This is a genomic window from Acinetobacter sp. 18QD2AZ41W, from assembly GCF_009829025.1.
GTDB lineage: Bacteria > Pseudomonadota > Gammaproteobacteria > Pseudomonadales > Moraxellaceae > Acinetobacter > Acinetobacter pseudolwoffii.
Genome location: NZ_WURP01000004.1, coordinates 46,397 through 64,643 on the forward strand (window position 1 = coordinate 46,397; position 18,247 = coordinate 64,643).

23 protein-coding genes and 1 pseudogene are annotated in these 18,247 nt (G+C 44.6%); 6 read left to right on the top strand and 18 right to left on the bottom strand.

The genetic code is table 11. The annotated features are described in order from the left end of the window. Positions 1–2: 2 nt before the first annotated feature. The 16 genes and pseudogenes from rpsN to GVV58_RS07800 all read right to left on the bottom strand — a co-directional run bounded on the left by rpsN (position 3) and on the right by GVV58_RS07800 (position 7,701). Positions 3–308 (bottom strand): 30S ribosomal protein S14, encoded by a 306-nt coding sequence (gene rpsN / locus GVV58_RS07725; protein WP_004732275.1) that lies wholly within the window; start codon positions 306–308, stop codon positions 3–5. Between the two features lie 9 nt (positions 309–317). Next, positions 318–854, bottom strand: a complete 537-nt coding sequence (gene rplE, locus GVV58_RS07730; RefSeq protein WP_005094146.1) for a 50S ribosomal protein L5 — start codon at positions 852–854, stop codon at positions 318–320. Between the two features lie 16 nt (positions 855–870). After that, positions 871–1,188: a 50S ribosomal protein L24 gene (gene rplX, locus GVV58_RS07735; RefSeq protein WP_004281502.1), complete on the bottom strand. Its 318-nt coding sequence runs from the start codon at positions 1,186–1,188 to the stop codon at positions 871–873. Between the two features lie 9 nt (positions 1,189–1,197). Then, positions 1,198–1,566, bottom strand: a complete 369-nt coding sequence (gene rplN / locus GVV58_RS07740) for a 50S ribosomal protein L14 (RefSeq protein WP_005094147.1) — start codon at positions 1,564–1,566, stop codon at positions 1,198–1,200. A gap of 91 nt (positions 1,567–1,657) precedes the next feature. Continuing rightward, on the bottom strand, positions 1,658–1,915 hold the full coding sequence (gene rpsQ, locus GVV58_RS07745) for a 30S ribosomal protein S17 (protein ID WP_004281504.1): 258 nt from the start codon (positions 1,913–1,915) through the stop codon (positions 1,658–1,660). Then, positions 1,912–2,109, bottom strand: a complete 198-nt coding sequence (gene rpmC / locus GVV58_RS07750) for a 50S ribosomal protein L29 (RefSeq protein WP_004281505.1) — start codon at positions 2,107–2,109, stop codon at positions 1,912–1,914. Before rpmC ends, rpsQ begins: the two co-directional genes overlap by 4 nt. Then, complete coding sequence (gene rplP / locus GVV58_RS07755; RefSeq protein ID WP_004281506.1) at positions 2,109–2,522, bottom strand: 50S ribosomal protein L16; 414 nt, start codon at positions 2,520–2,522, stop codon at positions 2,109–2,111. Before rplP ends, rpmC begins: the two co-directional genes overlap by 1 nt. Beyond that, positions 2,462–3,278 (bottom strand): annotated as a pseudogene (gene rpsC / locus GVV58_RS07760) (30S ribosomal protein S3). Before rpsC ends, rplP begins: the two are co-directional and overlap by 61 nt. A gap of 1 nt (position 3,279) precedes the next feature. After that, positions 3,280–3,609 (bottom strand): 50S ribosomal protein L22, encoded by a 330-nt coding sequence (rplV, locus tag GVV58_RS07765; RefSeq protein ID WP_001982638.1) that lies wholly within the window; start codon positions 3,607–3,609, stop codon positions 3,280–3,282. Positions 3,610–3,620: 11 nt separating this feature from the next. Next, a complete protein-coding gene (gene rpsS / locus GVV58_RS07770; protein ID WP_004281508.1) occupies positions 3,621–3,896 on the bottom strand; it encodes a 30S ribosomal protein S19 in 276 nt (91 codons plus the stop codon). Between the two features lie 19 nt (positions 3,897–3,915). Then, positions 3,916–4,740 carry a 50S ribosomal protein L2 gene (gene rplB, locus GVV58_RS07775; protein ID WP_005094148.1) on the bottom strand — a complete coding sequence of 275 codons (825 nt, stop codon included), beginning with the start codon at positions 4,738–4,740 and terminating at the stop codon, positions 3,916–3,918. Between the two features lie 11 nt (positions 4,741–4,751). Further along, entirely contained in the window at positions 4,752–5,072 is a 321-nt protein-coding gene (gene rplW, locus GVV58_RS07780; RefSeq protein WP_005094149.1) for a 50S ribosomal protein L23, read from the bottom strand. Then, positions 5,069–5,671 carry a 50S ribosomal protein L4 gene (gene rplD / locus GVV58_RS07785; protein WP_005094150.1) on the bottom strand — a complete coding sequence of 201 codons (603 nt, stop codon included), beginning with the start codon at positions 5,669–5,671 and terminating at the stop codon, positions 5,069–5,071. The genes rplW and rplD overlap by 4 nt, the downstream gene beginning before the upstream one ends. Before the next feature lie 11 nt (positions 5,672–5,682). Beyond that, entirely contained in the window at positions 5,683–6,321 is a 639-nt protein-coding gene (gene rplC / locus GVV58_RS07790; protein ID WP_005094152.1) for a 50S ribosomal protein L3, read from the bottom strand. A 60-nt stretch (positions 6,322–6,381) separates the two neighbouring features. Beyond that, positions 6,382–6,693 carry a 30S ribosomal protein S10 gene (rpsJ, locus tag GVV58_RS07795; protein ID WP_000070912.1) on the bottom strand — a complete coding sequence of 104 codons (312 nt, stop codon included), beginning with the start codon at positions 6,691–6,693 and terminating at the stop codon, positions 6,382–6,384. Positions 6,694–6,939: 246 nt separating this feature from the next. Beyond that, positions 6,940–7,701: a type 1 glutamine amidotransferase gene (locus GVV58_RS07800; RefSeq protein ID WP_100357820.1), complete on the bottom strand. Its 762-nt coding sequence runs from the start codon at positions 7,699–7,701 to the stop codon at positions 6,940–6,942. 161 nt (positions 7,702–7,862) lie between these two features. On the opposite strand from GVV58_RS07800, the gene GVV58_RS07805 reads away from it, so the two are divergent. The 5 genes from GVV58_RS07805 to GVV58_RS07825 all read left to right on the top strand — a co-directional run bounded on the left by GVV58_RS07805 (position 7,863) and on the right by GVV58_RS07825 (position 13,086). Then, complete coding sequence (locus GVV58_RS07805; protein WP_005094155.1) at positions 7,863–9,065, top strand: PLP-dependent transferase; 1,203 nt, start codon at positions 7,863–7,865, stop codon at positions 9,063–9,065. Between the two features lie 583 nt (positions 9,066–9,648). Beyond that, the gene (gene hmpA, locus GVV58_RS07810; RefSeq protein WP_074383583.1) at positions 9,649–10,860 is read left to right on the top strand and encodes an NO-inducible flavohemoprotein; all 1,212 of its coding nucleotides are present in this window, start codon (positions 9,649–9,651) and stop codon (positions 10,858–10,860) included. Positions 10,861–10,949: 89 nt separating this feature from the next. Then, the gene (locus GVV58_RS07815; RefSeq protein WP_159516281.1) at positions 10,950–11,402 is read left to right on the top strand and encodes an Rrf2 family transcriptional regulator; all 453 of its coding nucleotides are present in this window, start codon (positions 10,950–10,952) and stop codon (positions 11,400–11,402) included. A gap of 88 nt (positions 11,403–11,490) precedes the next feature. Further along, the gene (gene yihA, locus GVV58_RS07820; RefSeq protein WP_005168732.1) at positions 11,491–12,435 is read left to right on the top strand and encodes a ribosome biogenesis GTP-binding protein YihA/YsxC; all 945 of its coding nucleotides are present in this window, start codon (positions 11,491–11,493) and stop codon (positions 12,433–12,435) included. 231 nt (positions 12,436–12,666) lie between these two features. Beyond that, positions 12,667–13,086 carry a VOC family protein gene (locus GVV58_RS07825; RefSeq protein WP_005168733.1) on the top strand — a complete coding sequence of 140 codons (420 nt, stop codon included), beginning with the start codon at positions 12,667–12,669 and terminating at the stop codon, positions 13,084–13,086. Here GVV58_RS07825 and GVV58_RS07830 read toward each other — a convergent pair. Both GVV58_RS07830 and GVV58_RS07835 read right to left on the bottom strand, forming a co-directional pair. Further along, a complete protein-coding gene (locus GVV58_RS07830) occupies positions 13,083–14,321 on the bottom strand; it encodes a dicarboxylate/amino acid:cation symporter (protein ID WP_034608350.1) in 1,239 nt (412 codons plus the stop codon). The genes GVV58_RS07825 and GVV58_RS07830 overlap by 4 nt on opposite strands. Positions 14,322–14,498: 177 nt before the next feature. Next, a complete protein-coding gene (locus tag GVV58_RS07835) occupies positions 14,499–15,371 on the bottom strand; it encodes an acyl-CoA thioesterase II (RefSeq protein WP_153566944.1) in 873 nt (290 codons plus the stop codon). Between the two features lie 285 nt (positions 15,372–15,656). Here GVV58_RS07835 and plsB point away from each other — a divergent pair, with 285 nt between their 5' ends. After that, complete coding sequence (gene plsB, locus GVV58_RS07840) at positions 15,657–18,224, top strand: glycerol-3-phosphate 1-O-acyltransferase PlsB (protein ID WP_100329356.1); 2,568 nt, start codon at positions 15,657–15,659, stop codon at positions 18,222–18,224. Positions 18,225–18,247 lie beyond the last annotated feature (23 nt).

Below are 18,247 nucleotides of genomic sequence, written 5' to 3' on the forward strand. Positions count from 1 at the left end.
CCTTACCAGCTTGCCTTAACAACGCCAGGTACATCACCTTGCATTACTGTTTCACGTAATTTGTTACGGCTTAAGCCGAACTTACGGAAATAGCCATGCGGACGACCAGTTAAACCACAACGGTTACGTAGACGTACTGGAGATGCATTACGTGGTAATGCTTGCAATTTCATCATCGCTTCGAAACGTTCTTCGTCTGATGCATTTACGTTTGCAATAACAGCTTTTAATTCAGCACGTTTTGCAGCGTATTTAGCAACAGTAGCTTCGCGTTTCAATTCGCGATTAATCATACCTTTCTTAGCCATATCGACCTCTTATTTGAACGGGAAGCCGAATGCACGCATAAGCGCACGGCCTTCGTCATCGGTGCGAGCAGTCGTAGTAATGGTAATGTCCATACCACGAATACGATCAATCTTGTCAAAATCGATTTCAGGGAACATGATCTGTTCCTTAAGACCCATTGAGTAGTTACCACGACCGTCGAATGATTTCGCAGAGAAACCACGGAAGTCACGGATACGAGGGATCGCAATCGAGATCAAACGGTCTAAGAATTCGTACATACGTTCGCCGCGTAAAGTAACTTTACAACCGATCGGCCAACCATCACGGATTTTAAAACCAGCGATTGATTTACGAGCTAACGTAAGTACTGGTTTTTGACCAGCGATAGCTTGCATATCTGAAAGAGCACCATCAAGGAGTTTTTTGTCAGCAGCAGCTGCGCCAACACCCATGTTGATCGTGATTTTAGTGATGCGAGGAATTTCCATCACATTTTTAACGCCTAAAGTCTCTAATAACTGAGCTTTAAGTTCGTCATTGTAACGTGTTTTAAGTCTGGCCATGGCCTATATCAACCTATTACTTCGCTACCGCCACTGATTCACCATTTGATTTGAATACGCGAGTTTTCACGCCATCAATCACTTGGTAACCAACACGGTCAGCCTTTTGGGTTGTAGCATTAAAAACTGCCACGTTTGAAATATGAAGCGAAGCTTCCTGAGTTACAACGCTACCTTCAGCGCCTGTAGCACGGTTCGGCTTTTGGTGCTTCTTCACCAAGTTAAGGCCTTCAACCTTAACACGGTCATTAGAAACAGACAGAACAGTACCCTGTTTGCCTTTTTCTTTACCTGCGATCACAATTACTTGATCGCCTTTTTTAATCTTAGCCATGATCGCCTCTTATAGAACTTCAGGAGCCAATGAAATAATTTTCATGAACTGTTCAGTACGAAGTTCACGAGTCACTGGTCCGAAAATACGAGTTGCAATCGGCGCTTTGTTGGTGTTCAAAATAACAGCAGCGTTATCGTCGAAACGAATCACTGAACCGTCTGCACGACGGATACCGAATTTTGTACGAACCACAACTGCATTCATCACGTCACCTTTTTTAACACGTGCGCGTGGAATTGCTTCTTTTACAGTAACTTTAATAATGTCGCCAACAGAAGCATAACGACGATGCGAGCCACCAAGTACTTTAATACATTGTACGCGGCGTGCACCACTGTTGTCTGCTACGTCGAGCATAGTTTCGGTCTGAATCATTGCCCTACTCCAAAACCGAGCAACACCGGTCGAAATTTCGAAAGGCTCAAAGAGTACTCGAAATTGACCGATGATGCAACAAGAACGTTAATTACTCAGCAGCTGCTTCAACAACTTCAACTAGAGTCCAAGACTTAGTTTTAGAAATTGGGCGGCTTTCTTTAATGGTTACAACATCACCAGCTTTCGCTGTGTTGTTCTCATCATGAGCATGTAATTTTGTTGAACGGCGGATTAATTTGCCATACAACGGGTGTTGAACTTGGCGTTCAATAAGAACAACGATAGATTTATCCATCTTGTCGCTTACAACTTTGCCAGTTAACGTGCGGACTGTTTTATCACTCATTGTCCGTTCCCCTGTTTTTCGGTAAGGAGGGTCTTAATACGAGCAATCGTCTGACGAGTAAGTGCAACTTCATGCGATTTACCCAATTGACCAGTTGCTTTCGCCATACGAAGACGGAATTGGTTAAGCTGTTGCTCATCAAGCAAAGCTGTCAACTCTTCTACCGACTTTTCACGTAGATCTTTAGTTTTCATTACATTACCGTCCGAGTCACGATAGCGGTTTTAAACGGAAGCTTAGCTGCTGCAAGCGTAAACGCTTCGCGAGCCAATTCTTCGTTAACACCATCAATTTCGTACAAGACTTTACCTGGTTTGATTTGGCAAACCCAATATTCCACAGAACCTTTACCTTTACCCATACGCACTTCAAGCGGCTTAGAAGTAATCGGTTTGTCCGGGAATACACGGATAAAGATCTTACCACCACGCTTAATACGACGGCTAATTGTACGACGCGCTGCTTCAATTTGACGCGCAGTCATTTGACCACGTTCAACTGATTTAAGTGCAATAGTACCGAAAGATACTGTGCTACCGCGGTGTGCTAGACCAGTGTTACGGCCTTTCTGCACTTTACGGAATTTAGTACGCTTAGGTTGCAACATGGATTATTCTCCTTTTTCAGCAGAACGATCATTGCGACGACCACGACGCTCTTGACCTTCACCACGACCACGACCGCGTTTAGCTGGACGTTCTTCTGCTGGAGCTGGGTTCATGACTTGTTTCATGCCGCCCAAGATCTCACCACGGAAGATCCAAACTTTAACACCAATCGTACCGTAAGTAGTCTCAGCACGCATAGTCGCATAGTCGATATCTGCACGAAGCGTATGTAGAGGTACACGACCTTCACGATACCACTCAGTACGAGCAATCTCAGCACCACCTAAACGGCCTGAAACTTCTACTTTGATACCTTTAGCACCAGCACGCATTGTGTTTTGTACCGCACGCTTCATAGCACGACGGAACATTACACGTTTTTCCAATTGAGAAGCGATTGCTTCAGCAACTAGACGCGCGTCTAAGTCTGGACGATCAATTTCATTGATACTTACTTGCGCAGGAACACCCATGATAGATGTTAATTCGCGTTGTAGTTTCTCAATATCTTCGCCTTTTTTACCGATTACGATACCAGGACGCGCAGTGCTAATAGTTACTTTAGCAGCGCCTGTAGGACGTTCGATAAGAATGTTGCTGATCATCGCGTTTTTAAGTTTTTTGATTAAAAACTCACGAACTTGAAGATCTTTAAGCAAGTATTCAGCGTATTGTTTCGGATTCGCATACCAGTTAGCGTTATGACGTTTCACAACACCTAGGCGGATACCGATTGGATGAACCTTCTGACCCATATCAAACCCCTACCTTAACGGTGATGTGACAAGTACGCTTAGTAATACGATCTGCACGGCCTTTAGCACGTGGCATAATACGTTTCAGGCTCATGCCTTCATCAACGTAGATCGTAGAAACTTTAAGGTCGTCTACATCTAAACTGTTATTGTGTTCAGCGTTTGCAATCGCAGATTCCAACGCTTTCTTAACTAGAACTGCAGCTTTTTTGTTGCTGAAGTTAAGGATGTTAAGCGCGTGCGCAACAGATTTGCCGCGGATAAGATCTGCAACCAAACGAGCTTTTTGTGCCGAGATAGCGGCACCGCGTAATTTAGCAGTTACTTCCATCATAGCACCCATTAACGTTTAGATTTCTTGTCAACACCGTGACCGCGATAGGTACGAGTTGGTGCAAATTCACCAAGCTTGTGACCAACCATGTGTTCAGAAACGATCACAGGAACGTGGTTACGGCCATTGTGTACAGAAATTGTTAAACCAACAAAATCCGGTAGGATCATCGAACGACGCGACCAAGTTTTGATCGGCTTACGGTTATTAGCCGCGATAGCCGCTTCAACCTTAGCGAACAAGTGCGCATCGACGAATGGGCCTTTTTTCAGAGAACGAGGCATTGTCAGATTCCTTTACTTGTTACTTAACGCGACGGTCGCGAATGATCATCTTAGTCGTACGCTTATTGGTACGTGTCTTGTACCCTTTAGCTTTTTGACCCCATGGGCTTACAGGTTGAATACCTTTGTTACGCCCTTCACCACCACCGTGCGGATGGTCAACCGGGTTCATTGCCATACCACGAACGGTAGGACGAACACCACGCCAGCGCGATGCACCAGCTTTACCAAGCGAACGAAGGTTGCTTTCCGAGTTAGATACTTCACCTAACACAGCGCGACATTCAACGTGAATTTTACGCATCTCGCCTGAACGTAGACGAACGATAGCGTAAGAACCGTCACGACCCAACAGCTGAACTGAAGTACCAGCTGAACGAGCAATCTGCGCGCCTTTACCGATTTTAAGTTCGATGTTGTGAAGAGTAGAACCGATTGGCATGTTGCGAAGCGGCAAGCAGTTACCTGGACGAATTGGAGCATCGTTACCAGACTGTACTTTATCGCCAGCGCGAAGGCCTTTAGGAGCAATGATATAACGACGTTCACCATCAGCATACAATACAAGTGCAATGTGTGCAGTACGGTTAGGATCGTATTCGATACGCTCTACAGTTGCAGGAATACCATCTTTGTTACGTTTAAAGTCAACTAGACGGTAGTGCTGCTTATGACCGCCACCAACGTGACGAGTCGTGATGTGACCGTTATTGTTACGGCCGCCAGTACGTTTTTTAGCTTCAACCAACGGAGAGTACGGTGCGCCTTTGTGAAGGTGATCATGAACCACTTTCTCTACAAAGCGACGTCCTGGAGACGTTGGCTTACATTTTTGAATAGGCATAATTCTCGTCCTTATTCCGCTGTGCTTTCAGCGGTATCGCCCAAGTCAGCCATTTCAACATCTTGGCCAGCTTTCAGGGTGACGTATGCTTTTTTAACATCAGAACGACGTCCTAATGTTTTACCAAAGCGTTTAGACTTACCTTTAGTGATAGTCGTGTTAACTTTAACAACTTCTACACCAAAGAGTTGTTCCACTGCTTTTTTGATTTCAAGCTTGTTTGCATTGATAGCAACTTTAAACACTTGAACACCAGCAGTTTCACCTAAAACTTGTGCTTTTTCTGAGAATACAGGTCCTTGCAGGACTTGATAGATACGTTCGTTGTTCATCCGAGTTCTACCTCAATTTTCTTAGCAGCAGCTACAGACATAACAACTTTGTCGAACGCAATCAAGCTAACCGGATCGATTGCAGCAGCATCAACCACATCTACGTGTGGAATATTGCGTGCAGCAAGATACAAGTTCTCATCAACAGCATCGGTAACGATCAATGCACGAGTTGCATTCAAGTCGTTAAGCTTTGCAAGCAATTCTTTAGTTTTTGGAGCTGCAACAGCAAACTCATCAACTAAAATTAGGCGATCTTGACGAACAAGTTCAGCCATGATGCATTGCATAGCACCGCGGTACATTTTACGGTTTACTTTTTGAGACCAGTCTTGTGGACGAGCAGCAAAAGTTTTACCACCGCCAACCCAGATTGGGCTACGAATAGAACCAGCACGAGCACGGCCAGTACCTTTTTGACGGAATGGCTTGCGGCCACCGCCAGAAACGTCTGCACGTGATTTCTGAGCTTTTGAACCTTGACGGCCACCAGCTAAATAAGCTGTAACCACTTGGTGAACAAGAGCTTCATTAAATTCACGACCGAACGCAACTTCTGATAATTCAACAGCAGAGCCGGAAACAGTATTTAAATTCACGTTATTTCCCCTCAGGCCTTGATCGTAGGACGAACGATTACGTCGCCACCAGTAGCACCAGGAACCGCGCCTTTAACAACAAGAACTGAACGTTCTGTGTCGATAGCAACGATCTCAAGACCCTGTGTAGTTACGCGTTCAGCACCTAAATGGCCAGCCATTTTTTTGCCTTTGAATACGCGACCAGGAGTCTGGTTTTGACCAGTAGAACCTAAAACACGGTGAGAAAGCGAGTTACCGTGAGTTGCATCTTGCGTACGGAAGTTCCAACGCTTAACACCACCTTGGAAACCTTTACCTTTAGATTGACCAGTTACGTCAACAACTTGACCAACCTGGAACAATTCAACGGTAAGCGTACCACCAACTTCACGACCTTCAAGATCAGCTTCTGTAGCGCGGAATTCTTGAACTAGACGACCAGCTGCAACACCTGCTTTCGCGAAGTGGCCTTTCTGAGCGTTAGTTACGCGAGATTCGCGACGTTCACCAGTAGTGATTTGAATCGCTTGATAACCATCAGTTTCAAGCGTTTTGATTTGAGTGATGCGGTTAGGATCAACCTCAATCACTGTAACAGGCACAGAAACACCAGCATCTGTAAAGATACGTGTCATACCGCACTTGCGACCGACTAAACCAATAGCCATGTGCATAAACCTCTAAAAAAGCGGCCTAATTAACTTAGAGTGTTAATTAACCCGAAAGCCTTAACCCAATGCGATCTGAACATCAACACCAGCTGCAAGATCTAACTTCATCAATGCATCTACAGTTTTGTCTGTAGGTTGAACGATGTCGATCAAACGCTTGTAAGTACGGATTTCGTACTGGTCACGCGCGTCTTTGTTTACGTGTGGTGATGTTAAAACGTTAAAACGTTCAATGCGTGTTGGCATTGGAATTGGACCACACACTTGTGCTCCAGTACGTTTTGCGGTTTCTACGATTTCTTGAGCAGATTGATCAATCAGGCGATGATCAAAAGACTTAAGACGGATACGAATTCTCTGGTTAGACATACCAGTAAACTCCAAGCCAAATATATAAAGAATCACTCCTGACGCATCTCACCCCACTTTAATACGGGTAAGTGTCAAGAGCAGTGAAATATCACTAAGGTCGTGATCGATGCCACGACTGTAACGATAGTTAACTACTTTATTCGCAGTTAACCCCCTTCCTATCGAAGGGTCGCTTATTATAGCCATTGTTTAATGCATAAGCAAATCCCTTTTATGGTTTTATCCAAGTTTTCAATTTACCCCCTAAAACAAGAGTTTATTTTCTGAATGCGGGGCAGTTTTCGCCAAGACATATTCTATAGCTCGATTTAATATCTGATTTCCTTCAACAAACTTATTTTTATGGGTCTTTTTTAATTCAGAGAGATCCTGAACATATTTTCCTGAAAATTGTGCAAGCTGCTCCTCATCTTCCAAAAATAAAGACAGGATTTCTGGAGTACTCTCTGGATGAAACTGAAAACCGAGCACATTTTTACCCAACTGGTACATCTGATTACGACAGGCTTGGTTTTCTGCCAGATGCACTGCCCCTTTGGGTATTTCAAAGCTTTCACTATGCCATTGCAGAATATTGAACTGTTCGGGTAAGCTAAAACATTCTTGCGGTAGATTGGCTACCTTGTGTACCGTGGCCCAGCCCAATTCCTGCTCAGGATTACGACTGACGCCCGCCCCCAATGCATTGGCAATCAATTGTCCACCCAGGCATAAACCGATTGCCGGTTTGCCATGTGACAGATAACGACGCAACCAGCGTTTCTCTATCTTTAACCAGGGGAAATTCGCCTCATCATTGACACTCATGGTTCCGCCCATGATGATCAGTAAATCGACGTCCTCAACCCTTGGCAAAGCCTCAATCTCTAAAGGACGATCCAACGGTAAAGCAAAAAACTCAGTCGCACTAATGTACGCCTGATACTGCTTTAAAAACTCATGACAACTACCATAGCCTTCACCAGCAATATGCTGAAAATAATGCACTTTTAAATGCGACTTCATGCTCCTCAACCTATTTTTTAGCTAGATAGTTTTAGGTTTTGCAAAAATGAAGCCAACTTTTTTCAAGGACCAATTTTTTTAACAATTCACAACCGAACTGGCAGTGAGTCACAGATTCTCTTAAGCTAAGGTAATATTTGATTACATTTAAGGGCATTCACGTGAAAAAAAACGCTCAAACCACCCTGATTCATGCACCACGAAAAGCCCCTCAATCCATTTCTACGGTTCAACCTCCCCTGTTTCGTGCATCGACCATTATTTTTGAGAATACTGATGCGCTATTTAATCGCCACTGGACCGATGCTTATGACTATAGCTACGGCACCCACGGCACACCCACGACATTCACCTTAGGCGATAACATCGCGCAAATTGAAGGGGGTGAATACTGCCTACTTGCGCCGAGCGGTTTATCCGCCATTAACCTGGTGAATTCTTGTTTCTTGAGCCAAGGTGATGAAGTCTGGGTTGCCGATAACATCTATGGCCCAAACATGGAACATCTGCGCAATCTGGAAACGCGTTATGGCATTGCGGTCAAAGTGTATAACCCGCTTGAGGTCGAAACCTTTACACCAAGTGAAAAAGCAAAACTGCTTTGGCTGGAAGCGGCCGGTTCAGTCACACTGGAGTTTCCAGATCTGGTCGGTTTAATCAAAAAAGCCCAGGCACATCATATTTTGACGGCGCTGGATAATACCTGGGGCGCAGGTCTGGCTTTTAATGCTTTTGATTTTGGCGAAGAGCATTTAAGTGTCGATATCACGGTTCATGCCCTGACCAAATATCCAAGCGGTGGTGGCGACATCTTGATGGGCTCAGTTGTTACACGAGATAAAACCCTGCATCACAAACTGTTCCGTACCCATGCCATTCAGGGCATTAGTGTTTCTGGTGATGATGTGGCGCAGGTACAACGCAGTCTGGCTTCGATGCAACTGCGTTATCAGCATCAGTCCGAAAGCGCACTGACTTTAATGAAGTGGCTCAAACAGCAAACTGAGCTTGTTCAAGTTTTACATCCAGCCGATCCAGATTGCGCTGGACATCAATACTGGAAAGATATTTGTAAGACAGGTCAAAGTGCCGGCCTGGTTAGCGTGATTTTTGATCATTCTTATAAGCTGCAAGATATTCGCAATTTCTGTGACAGCTTAAACCTGTTTAAGCTCGGCTTTAGCTGGGGTGGCCCTGTCAGCCTGGTCATGCTCTATAACTTAAAAGACATGCGTGTACTGGAACATTCACATTTAAAACATGGCTTTCTGGTTCGTTTCTGTATCGGACTGGAACATCCGCAAGATTTGATTCAAGATATCCAGTACGCCCTAGAACACATGAAAAAGCCTAAAAATGAATGATAAACAATAGGAAAAGTTAGGTGAACACTATTTGGTATTACTAAAAAACCACAAATACCATGCAAAACATTGTCTTACGTTCACAGCTTGCCAGTCGGCATGGTCTGCTTGTCGGTTTAACTGAAACTAAAAAAACAGTCACTCTTATTTATGAACAGAGTGTCGATCGGAATAGTGCTTTTGAAATGCTGCAAAACCCAAGTGGCCGAACCTCAAAAAAATGCCAAACAAGCAGAATTTGCAAAACAGCAAGCCAAGGAACAGTGACCTCTAACCGGTGAGCAACAAAAGGAATTAGAACACGCGACTTAGGCAACCTAAAAAGTTCATAAAAGATACTGATCGATTTATCAAACTGCGCACGCAGGCTCGGAGATGATACCGGGGAGAATTGTCCGCGAGTTTCATGACTGCTTTTTCAGTGAAAATAGCACGATTTATTCCTATCAAGATTTTTAAAATTATGGGATATTCAGATATCCCATAATTTTTTTATGGTTTTATTAAAAGATGTATTTACAAGGCATGCTTTAAGATGTATTTTAAATACATCTTATAAATAAACAGCCATGAGAGATCAAACATGACTCCGCAGCAAATTGACCTTGTAAAAGCAACAGTGCCTGTACTCCGCGAAAATGGTGTGGCACTCACGGGCTATTTTTATAACCGCATGTTAGGCAACAACCCTGCCCTTAAAGAAACGTTTAATATGGGTCACCAACGCAGTGGTGCACAGGCGCAAGCCCTTGCCGGCGCTGTATTGGCCTATGCCGAAAATATTGAAGACCCATCTGTACTTTTACCTGTGGTTGAGCTGATCGCGCATAAACACGTGAGCTTAAACATTCAAGCGCCAGACTATAATATTGTGGGTGAAAACCTGCTGCATTCTATTAGTGAAGTATTAAGCATCCCGATGGAAGATCCATTAATTGATGCTTGGGCTACAGCTTATGGTCAATTGGCTGACTTGTTCATCAGCACTGAAAAAACGATCTATGAGCAGCATCAGCAAACCAAAGGTAGCTGGTTAGGCTGGCGCAATTTCAAAATTGCCCAAAAAGTAGTGGAAAGTGACGAGATTACTTCAATCTATCTACAACCGGTCGATGGTGGCGATTTACCGAAATATGAAGCCGGTCAATATATTTCAGTTCGTGTATTCGTAGAAGAACTTGGCTTAAAACAGCCGCGTCAATATACGCTTTCAACCAGCCCTCAAGCAGACTATTTGCGTATTTCAGTTAAACGTGAACCGGGCAATGGCACAGATCAAGTTGCAGGTTGGGTGTCTAACACTCTACATGGTTTGCCGGAAGGTTCAGAAATTGAAGTATCTGCACCAACAGGTAACTTCTACCTGATCGATCCAGCTAAACGTAATGTGTTTATCAGTGGTGGTGTTGGCCTGACGCCAATGATCGCGATGCTGAACCAGCTGGTGACTCTGGATATGCCACAACCTGTGACCTTTATCCATGCTTGCCGTAGCAAACAGGTTCATGCGATGCACCAGCATATTCATGACCTGAAAGCAAAATATCCGCGCTTAAGCACCCTTACTGCTTATGAATTTCCACATCAAGCTGACAAACTGGGTGAGGATTATGATGTAGCAGGTCGTCTGGATCTGAGTTCAGTTGATGCAGCGCTGTTACCAGTCAATGCCGATTACTACCTTTGCGGCCCAATGCCATTTATGGCAGAACAGCAAAAAGCACTCGTTGCCCGCGGTATTCCTGCTGAAAATATTCATAGTGAAGCATTTGGTACAGGTGGGGTTCACCACTAAGCCCTCGCTTCAAGCTGAATAGGTGGGGCTAGTCTGGTTATGCTAGACTAGCCTTTATCTATTTAATTCTTAAAGATATTAGTGCGATCATGCAATTAAACAAATTTACCGACTATGCTTTGCGTATTTTAATGTACATCTCCCAGCCGCGAGATACGCCGTATACGATTGCGGAAATTGCGCGAGATTTGTATGTGTCACAAAATCATTTAATGAAGATTGTGCATTTCATGTCGAAACAAGACTGGATTATTGCCACACGCGGTAAAGGCGGCGGCATCCGCTTAAATCCTACTACACTAAATCTAAAACTCGGTGAGATCGTGCGTAGCTTGCAGGGTGAAAATCATGTGATTGTCGAATGTAATACCCCACCCTGCGTACTGCGTAGCAATTGTGGTTTAAAAGGTATTCTCGACCATGCGCTGGAACAGTTTTACCAAAGCCTGAACCAATATATGCTGGCCGATGTGCTCACCCCATCTAACCAATCTCATTTTAGTACTGTTTCTCCAATCGGTTTAATTAACCTGATGGATTAAGTTGCAATAGCATTGCAAAGCAAAGTTCGCTTGCCTGTGCGACTTCCTTTATAATGTTTCTTTGTAGATCATTTATTGAAGTTGAGTTATGCACCACAGCAGAGGAAAATCCAAAAACAGTAAGACAGCCCATGCACCCAAGCAAAAGATCAGCTACGAGAAAAAAGTTGATTCTGCTATTACTGAATATTCTGTGCGCTCACTCAACTGGCTACGCAAAGCCGAATTTTTAATGAGTGCACCAAAACTCAGTCTTTGTGTAGAAGATACAGGCTATGAAATTGCTTTTGCCGGTCGCTCCAATGCCGGTAAATCCAGTGCGATTAATGCCCTGACCAACCAGAAACAGTTGGCACGTGCATCAAAAAGACCCGGCCGCACCCAGATGATTAACTTTTTTAGCTTGGGTAATCCAGATCAGCGTCTGGTCGATTTACCAGGCTATGGCTATGCTGCCGTACCAGAGGCGATGAAAATTGTTTGGCAAAAAGAACTGGAAAATTATCTGATTCATCGCAAAAGCTTACAGGGCTTGGTGCTGTTAATGGATATTCGTCATCCGCTACAACACTTTGATGTGATGATGCTGGAATGGGCTTATTCACGTCATTTGTTTGTGCATGTTCTTTTAACCAAATCAGATAAGCTGAATCGTGGCCCTGCCTCTAAAGCGCTTCAGGAAGTCAAAGCTGCATTGAAAAAAATGAAACTGGACTTCTCGATTCAATTGTTCTCCTCCATGAACAAAGAGGGACTTGAAGAACTGGCCAGCGTCATGGGCGGCCGTCTGAATTTCACTTTAGATCAATCAACTCAATTTGATTTGGACAGTATTCCGGAAGTATCGGCTCATGATCTAAATCAATTCGATGAACCAGTTGAACTCGACTCTGGGTCTGATGCAACTGCTATTGGTGAGGTTTCACCGCATGACTTAAATGAAGCTGAAGAACCGCTTGAATTACTTGAGCAGGATCAGTCAGAACTTAAAGCAGCAGATGAGCTAAACCAGAATAAACGCTCAGCTGAATAATCAAATGACAAAATATTTGATTGATTGATTTAAATTAAAAACCTCCGTTATGCCGCATAACGGAGGTTTTTTTCTAAGGTGATTTTCACCATATCAAGCTGGTCAAGTGATAGCAGCGCCGGATTGATCAGATTTACCTGTTTTTACATGAAGACTGCATTGTTTACTTAGTGATTAAATCCTGATTCATATTAGAATAAATCTTGATCAGCCTTAGATCAGGAACCCATTATGAAACCATCTATCTCTGTGATTACGCTGGCTGTTCAGGACATAGAGCAATCATTGCAATTTTATTGTGAGGGTTTAGGCTTTAAAAGCGACGGAATTATGGGGCAGGAATTTGAATATGGTGCGGTGGCGTTTATTCAACTGCAATCCGGTCTTAAGCTTGCCTTATGGCCGCAGCGCAGCCTTCAGCAAGATACCGGTCTTGAATTGAGCCCGATCTGCCCAACCCAAATGGCGCTGGGACATAATGTCTATAGTCCATTAGAGGTTGACCAGATCATGGTACTGGCTGAACGTGCGGGCGCTAAAATTATCAAAGCTGCACACACCACCTTTTATGGCGGATATGCTGGTTATTTTCAGGATCCCAATGGTCATCTCTGGGAAATTGTCTGGAATCCGGACTTAGATAAAGATTAAACCGGCGCTTCAGGTTCACGGGTATGCCGGTCTACCACCACACTGATCATCATATCGCCCTGCACATTCACCACGGTACGTACCGTATCCAGTAAACGGTCGATCGGCAATAAAATCGCAATCGCCTCGGCAGGCAATCCCACAGATTGCAACACCATAATCATGGTGACCATGCCAGCGCTTGGAATCCCAGGTGCGCCTAAGGATGCAATCATTGCCGTGGCACAGACCACCAGCTGTTGCCCTAAACTCAGATCCAGCCCCATTAAATTGGCAATAAACAAGGCGGCGGCTGCCTCATAAAGAGCTGTGCCATCCATATTCAGCTGTGTTCCCAGTGGAATCACAAAACCTGCCGTATGCGGACGTACGCCCAGATTTTCCTGCGCACATTTCATTGACAGTGGCATGGTGGCCGAACTGGAACTGGTGGCAAATGCGGTAATTAAAGCAGCGCGTGTGCCTTTAAAGAACGTGATCGGATCCATCTTGCCAAAAATCCACAGCAATAAAGGCAATACCACGATGCCATGGAAAATGGTGGTTCCGGTGACCACGGCCGCAAATTCAGCCAGACGACTGAGTACCGAAATATCCTCAGTCGCGATCAGCTTGGCCAATAAAGCAAAAATACCGAAAGGTGCCAGTTTCATCACCCAGCCAATCATCAACATCATGATTTCAAAAAACTGGTGACTCAACTTGCGCACGGTACGGAATTTATCTCCGCCTGCGACCAGTGCCACACCGACAAACAAGGCAAAGACCACCACTGCCAGGACATTGCCATCTGAAAATGCCTTAAACGGATTGATCAGGGTATTTTGGATAAAATTGGTAAAGAAAGAAGATGGCGTTAAGGTGTCCGGAGTCTGATGCTGCGCCATGGCATCCTGGAACATCAGTACATCGACACCCTTGCCGACATCAAACAGATGTGCACAGGCCAGACCTAAAATGAGTGCCAAAGTCGTTGTGGTCACACAGCACATCAGGGTGATTTTCCAGGTGCGATTCAGTTGTCCGCCTGCCTGTAGATTAGATACCCCGACCACAATCGACGTAAAAATTAGCGGAACCAACAGCATTTTTAATAAGCCGATAAAAACACTGCTGACGATGCCGATGCCGTATAAACTGACATCAAAAAATGAGGTCTGCGGAAATATTGTGAGTAAAAATCCAAACAGCACCCCCAATACGGCGGCAATTAAAATTTGCGTATTTAAGCTCATCTTTTCATGCATTTTAATATAGATCTTAAGCGGCACTATGCCATGCCGATTCTACAGAATCGAGTAATATTTTATAAACGCGTGCCTAGAACAAGATCTCAAATAATGATTGTTCTGCGGATTAAAAACAAAAAAACCGAATCTGGGATTCGGCTTTTTGAGCAAAAAATATAAAAATTATTGGGTTTCGATTTCACGTAAGCGGATCAGCCCTTCCTGCGTGGTACTACAGACCAGTTCGCCATTCTGCCACATCCGTCCAAAATTCAGACCACGCGAACTGGCACTCTGGGTGGCATCCATGTCATATAGCATCCATTCATCGGCACGAAATGGCTTATGGAAGTACATGGCATGGTCAATACTGGCACATTGCAGGCTTGGCGAAATATAGCTCAGACCATGTGGACGCAGTGCCGTGGTCATCAAGGTAAAGTCTGAATAGAAAGCAGCGATCGCCTGATGCAAGGAGATCTGATCGACTTCTGCAGCAATACGGTCATGCGTACGGATATAGTGCGCATAAGACGGTGCTTCAGGTTGAGGCTGGAATGGATTTTGCGGATTGACCGGACGAATTTCCACATGACGATCACGAGTGAAAGATGCACGGACATTTTCCGGAATAAACTCAATCATTTGTTTGATCAGTTCTGCTTCATTTTTCAGGCTTTCTGCCGGTGGATATTCAGGCTCTGAAATCTGGTAATTTAGCCCTTCTTCCTGATGTGCAAAAGACACCATACACATAAAAATAGTGCGACCATGCTGAATCGCACGTACTTGACGGCTGACAAAGCTCTTGCCGTCACGGATACGATCCACTTCATAAATAATCGGTGCGTTGACATCTCCGCCAAACAGAAAATAGGCATGTAACGAGTGTGCCGGACGGTCTGTGGTATAAGACGCAGCGCGGAGTGCCTGCCCTAAAACCTGCCCACCAAACACGCGCTTGCCCACCAGATTACGGCTGATTCCCCGAAAAATGTTTTCTTCTAACTTTTCCAAGCTGAGCAGCTCGACCAGTTCCTGTGTTAAGGCATTCATAAGCAACCTACGTAATATTGGAGATATCCCAAAAATGGAAAAACAGATCTAAATAATTAATCTGGAATATTCTGCCACAAAATCAGACCGAAACTCTAAAGATTGCATGACTGTTCTGTCATACTGATGTCATAAGTGACTAGGAAAAGCATCTGCTTTCACGCTAAAATTAGAGCACTTCTGTTGAAGTTGTTAAAAAAAGATATATGGTTTCGCTTTGGAAACCCGCAAAAATAAATCCCCTCAGAAGTCCTGTGGTTTTGGTCAGTAAAATTAGGAGCAGCTATGTCCAAGAATGGCTTTGGTCAAATGTATCGCAAGCTTTCAAGTAAGCTACTTGATCTTGTGGTTACCCCTCATGTTCTTGGGGAAGTACCAAGTGAAGTGACAGCTCCTGAACCTGATCAGACTGCAACAGAATCGCGAAAGCTGGTCTGCTACGTTTTACAGAACCATTCGCGTAGTAATGCGCTGGTCGTCGATGCAGAAACCCGCCGTTTAAAGTTGCCAGCTGCGCTCGATCCAATGCAACTGGGCAATAGTAAGGAAAAAGCTTCGCTGCTGTTTTTACAGCATCATGATGAAAATAACCTGCTCAGCTCACCGCCGCATGCGTTTCCGCCGCGCCTGTTACGCCTGATTGAAATCCTGGAACAACATCCTGAGCTGGATATCGAACTGGTACCAGTCACGGTGCTTTGGGGACGTGAACCTGAAAAAGAAGATTCCTGGTTCAAACTGCTATTTACCGATACCTGGTCTACGCCAAGCCGGGTCAAGCAACTGGTCAATATCGGTCTGCATGGCCGTCAGTCTTATTTAGAGTTTCACGAACCCCAGTCTTTACGTGCCATGATTGAGCATGCCAAAGAAACGCATCCAAATTCAGCGCCAGCAACTTATATTGTTAGCACTTTAAATGATTATCTGGATGGTCAGCGCGAAGTGATTCTCGGGCCCGACCTGTCCGATCGCCGTAATGTCATGCACAGTCTCATCAAATCGCCAGATGTACAGGCTGCGATTCGCAATGACAGTATTCGCAGTAAAATCTCGATGCTGGAATCTGAACGTCGTGCCATTGGTTATCTGAACGAAATTGTTTCCGATTATTCTCATTCGACTGTACGTTTTGCCGATAAAGCCCTGACCCGTTTATGGACACAGCTCTATGACGGCGTGGAAGTGCATAATTTCAGTACCGTGCGTGAACTGGCCAAAGATTATGAGATTGTCTATACCCCATGTCACCGCAGTCACATCGACTATTTGTTATTGTCTTATGTGATCTATCGTCGTGGCTTGATGGTGCCGTATATCGCTGCAGGCGATAACCTGAACATGCCTTTTGTCGGGCAGATTTTACGTGGTGGCGGTGCCTTCTTTATCCGCCGTACTTTCCGTGGCAATGCGCTCTATACCACAGTCTTTAAAGAATATTTATATAGCGTTCTGTCACGCAATACCCCACTGGAATACTTTATCGAAGGTGGTCGTTCACGTACTGGTCGTTTGCTACCACCTAAAACTGGGATGCTGGCGATGACCGTGCATGGTCATTTACGCGGCAAGGCCAAACCAATTGTCTTTGTACCGACCTATATCGGTTATGAACGCCTGATGGAAGGCGGCACTTATGTCGGTGAGATGAGCGGCAAGCCGAAAGAAGCCGAATCTATTTTTGGTATTGTCAAAACCCTGCGCAAAATTGAACGCATTTTCGGTAAAGTGCATCTGAATTTTGGTGAGCCGGTATTTCTGGATGACATCCTGAAACAGCATGGCGCAGAAAATATTAAAATTGAAAAGAACGATGATCCAATTCCACAAGCAGTTTCTGATGCAGTAAACAGCTCTGCGCAAGCGATTCTGGAAAATATCAACCGTGCAGTGGTGATCAATCCGGTATCGCTATTATCGTTGATCCTGCTGGCGACACCGAAACATACGCTGGATGAAGAAATCTGTATCAAGCAGCTGGATACTTATCGTACCCTGCTGGCGGCATTACCTTATGATGAGCGGATGGAAGTTACCCCGCTTTCAGGCAAAGAAATTATTGCCTATGCGATGAAGCTAAAACTGATCAAACGGGTAAAACATGTGCTGGGCGATATCATTGCCATTGAAGATAATCAGGCAGTTTTGCTGACTTATTTCCGCAACAATATCGTGCACTCCTTTGTGCTTCCGTCATTGATTGCAGCACTGGCTGAACACAATGGAACGATTCGCCGTGATGATGTCGTCAACATCAGCAGCACCCTGTACCCATTCCTAAAAGCAGAGCTGTTTTTAAAATGGCGTGAAGATGAGATTCAGGATCAAGTCAATGCGCATATTGATAACTTGATTTCTGCCAAACTGATCACGCAAGATGGTGAAAATCTGCTTGCTCCGGCACCCAATACTGAAGTCCATCATCAGCTCGAAGTTCTGGCTGCACCAGTGACTCAAAGTCTGGAACGTTATTACATGACTTTGGCACTGATTACCCAACGTGGTTCAGGCAATATTTCGACCCGTCAGGTTGAAGAATTGAGCTATCTGGTTGGTCAGCGTTTATCAGTTCTATACGAATTCAACTCGCCAGAATTCTTCGACAAAGCCCTGTTCCAGAGCTTTATTAAAGTCTTAACCCAAAAAGGTTATCTGTGTACCAATGACGACAATGCCATTGTTTTTGATGAGCAGCTGACCAACGTAGCGCAATATGCAGATCTGGTACTGGATGAAGTGAAATTACAGATGCTGCATCACATCACCGCCTTTACCGATGAAGAACTCAAAGAAGCACTTGATGCAGTTGCGGCTGAACAAGCCAAGAAACGTGCCAAGCGCAAAAAGAAGTAAAGCTTTTATTCTCTCTCCTTTCA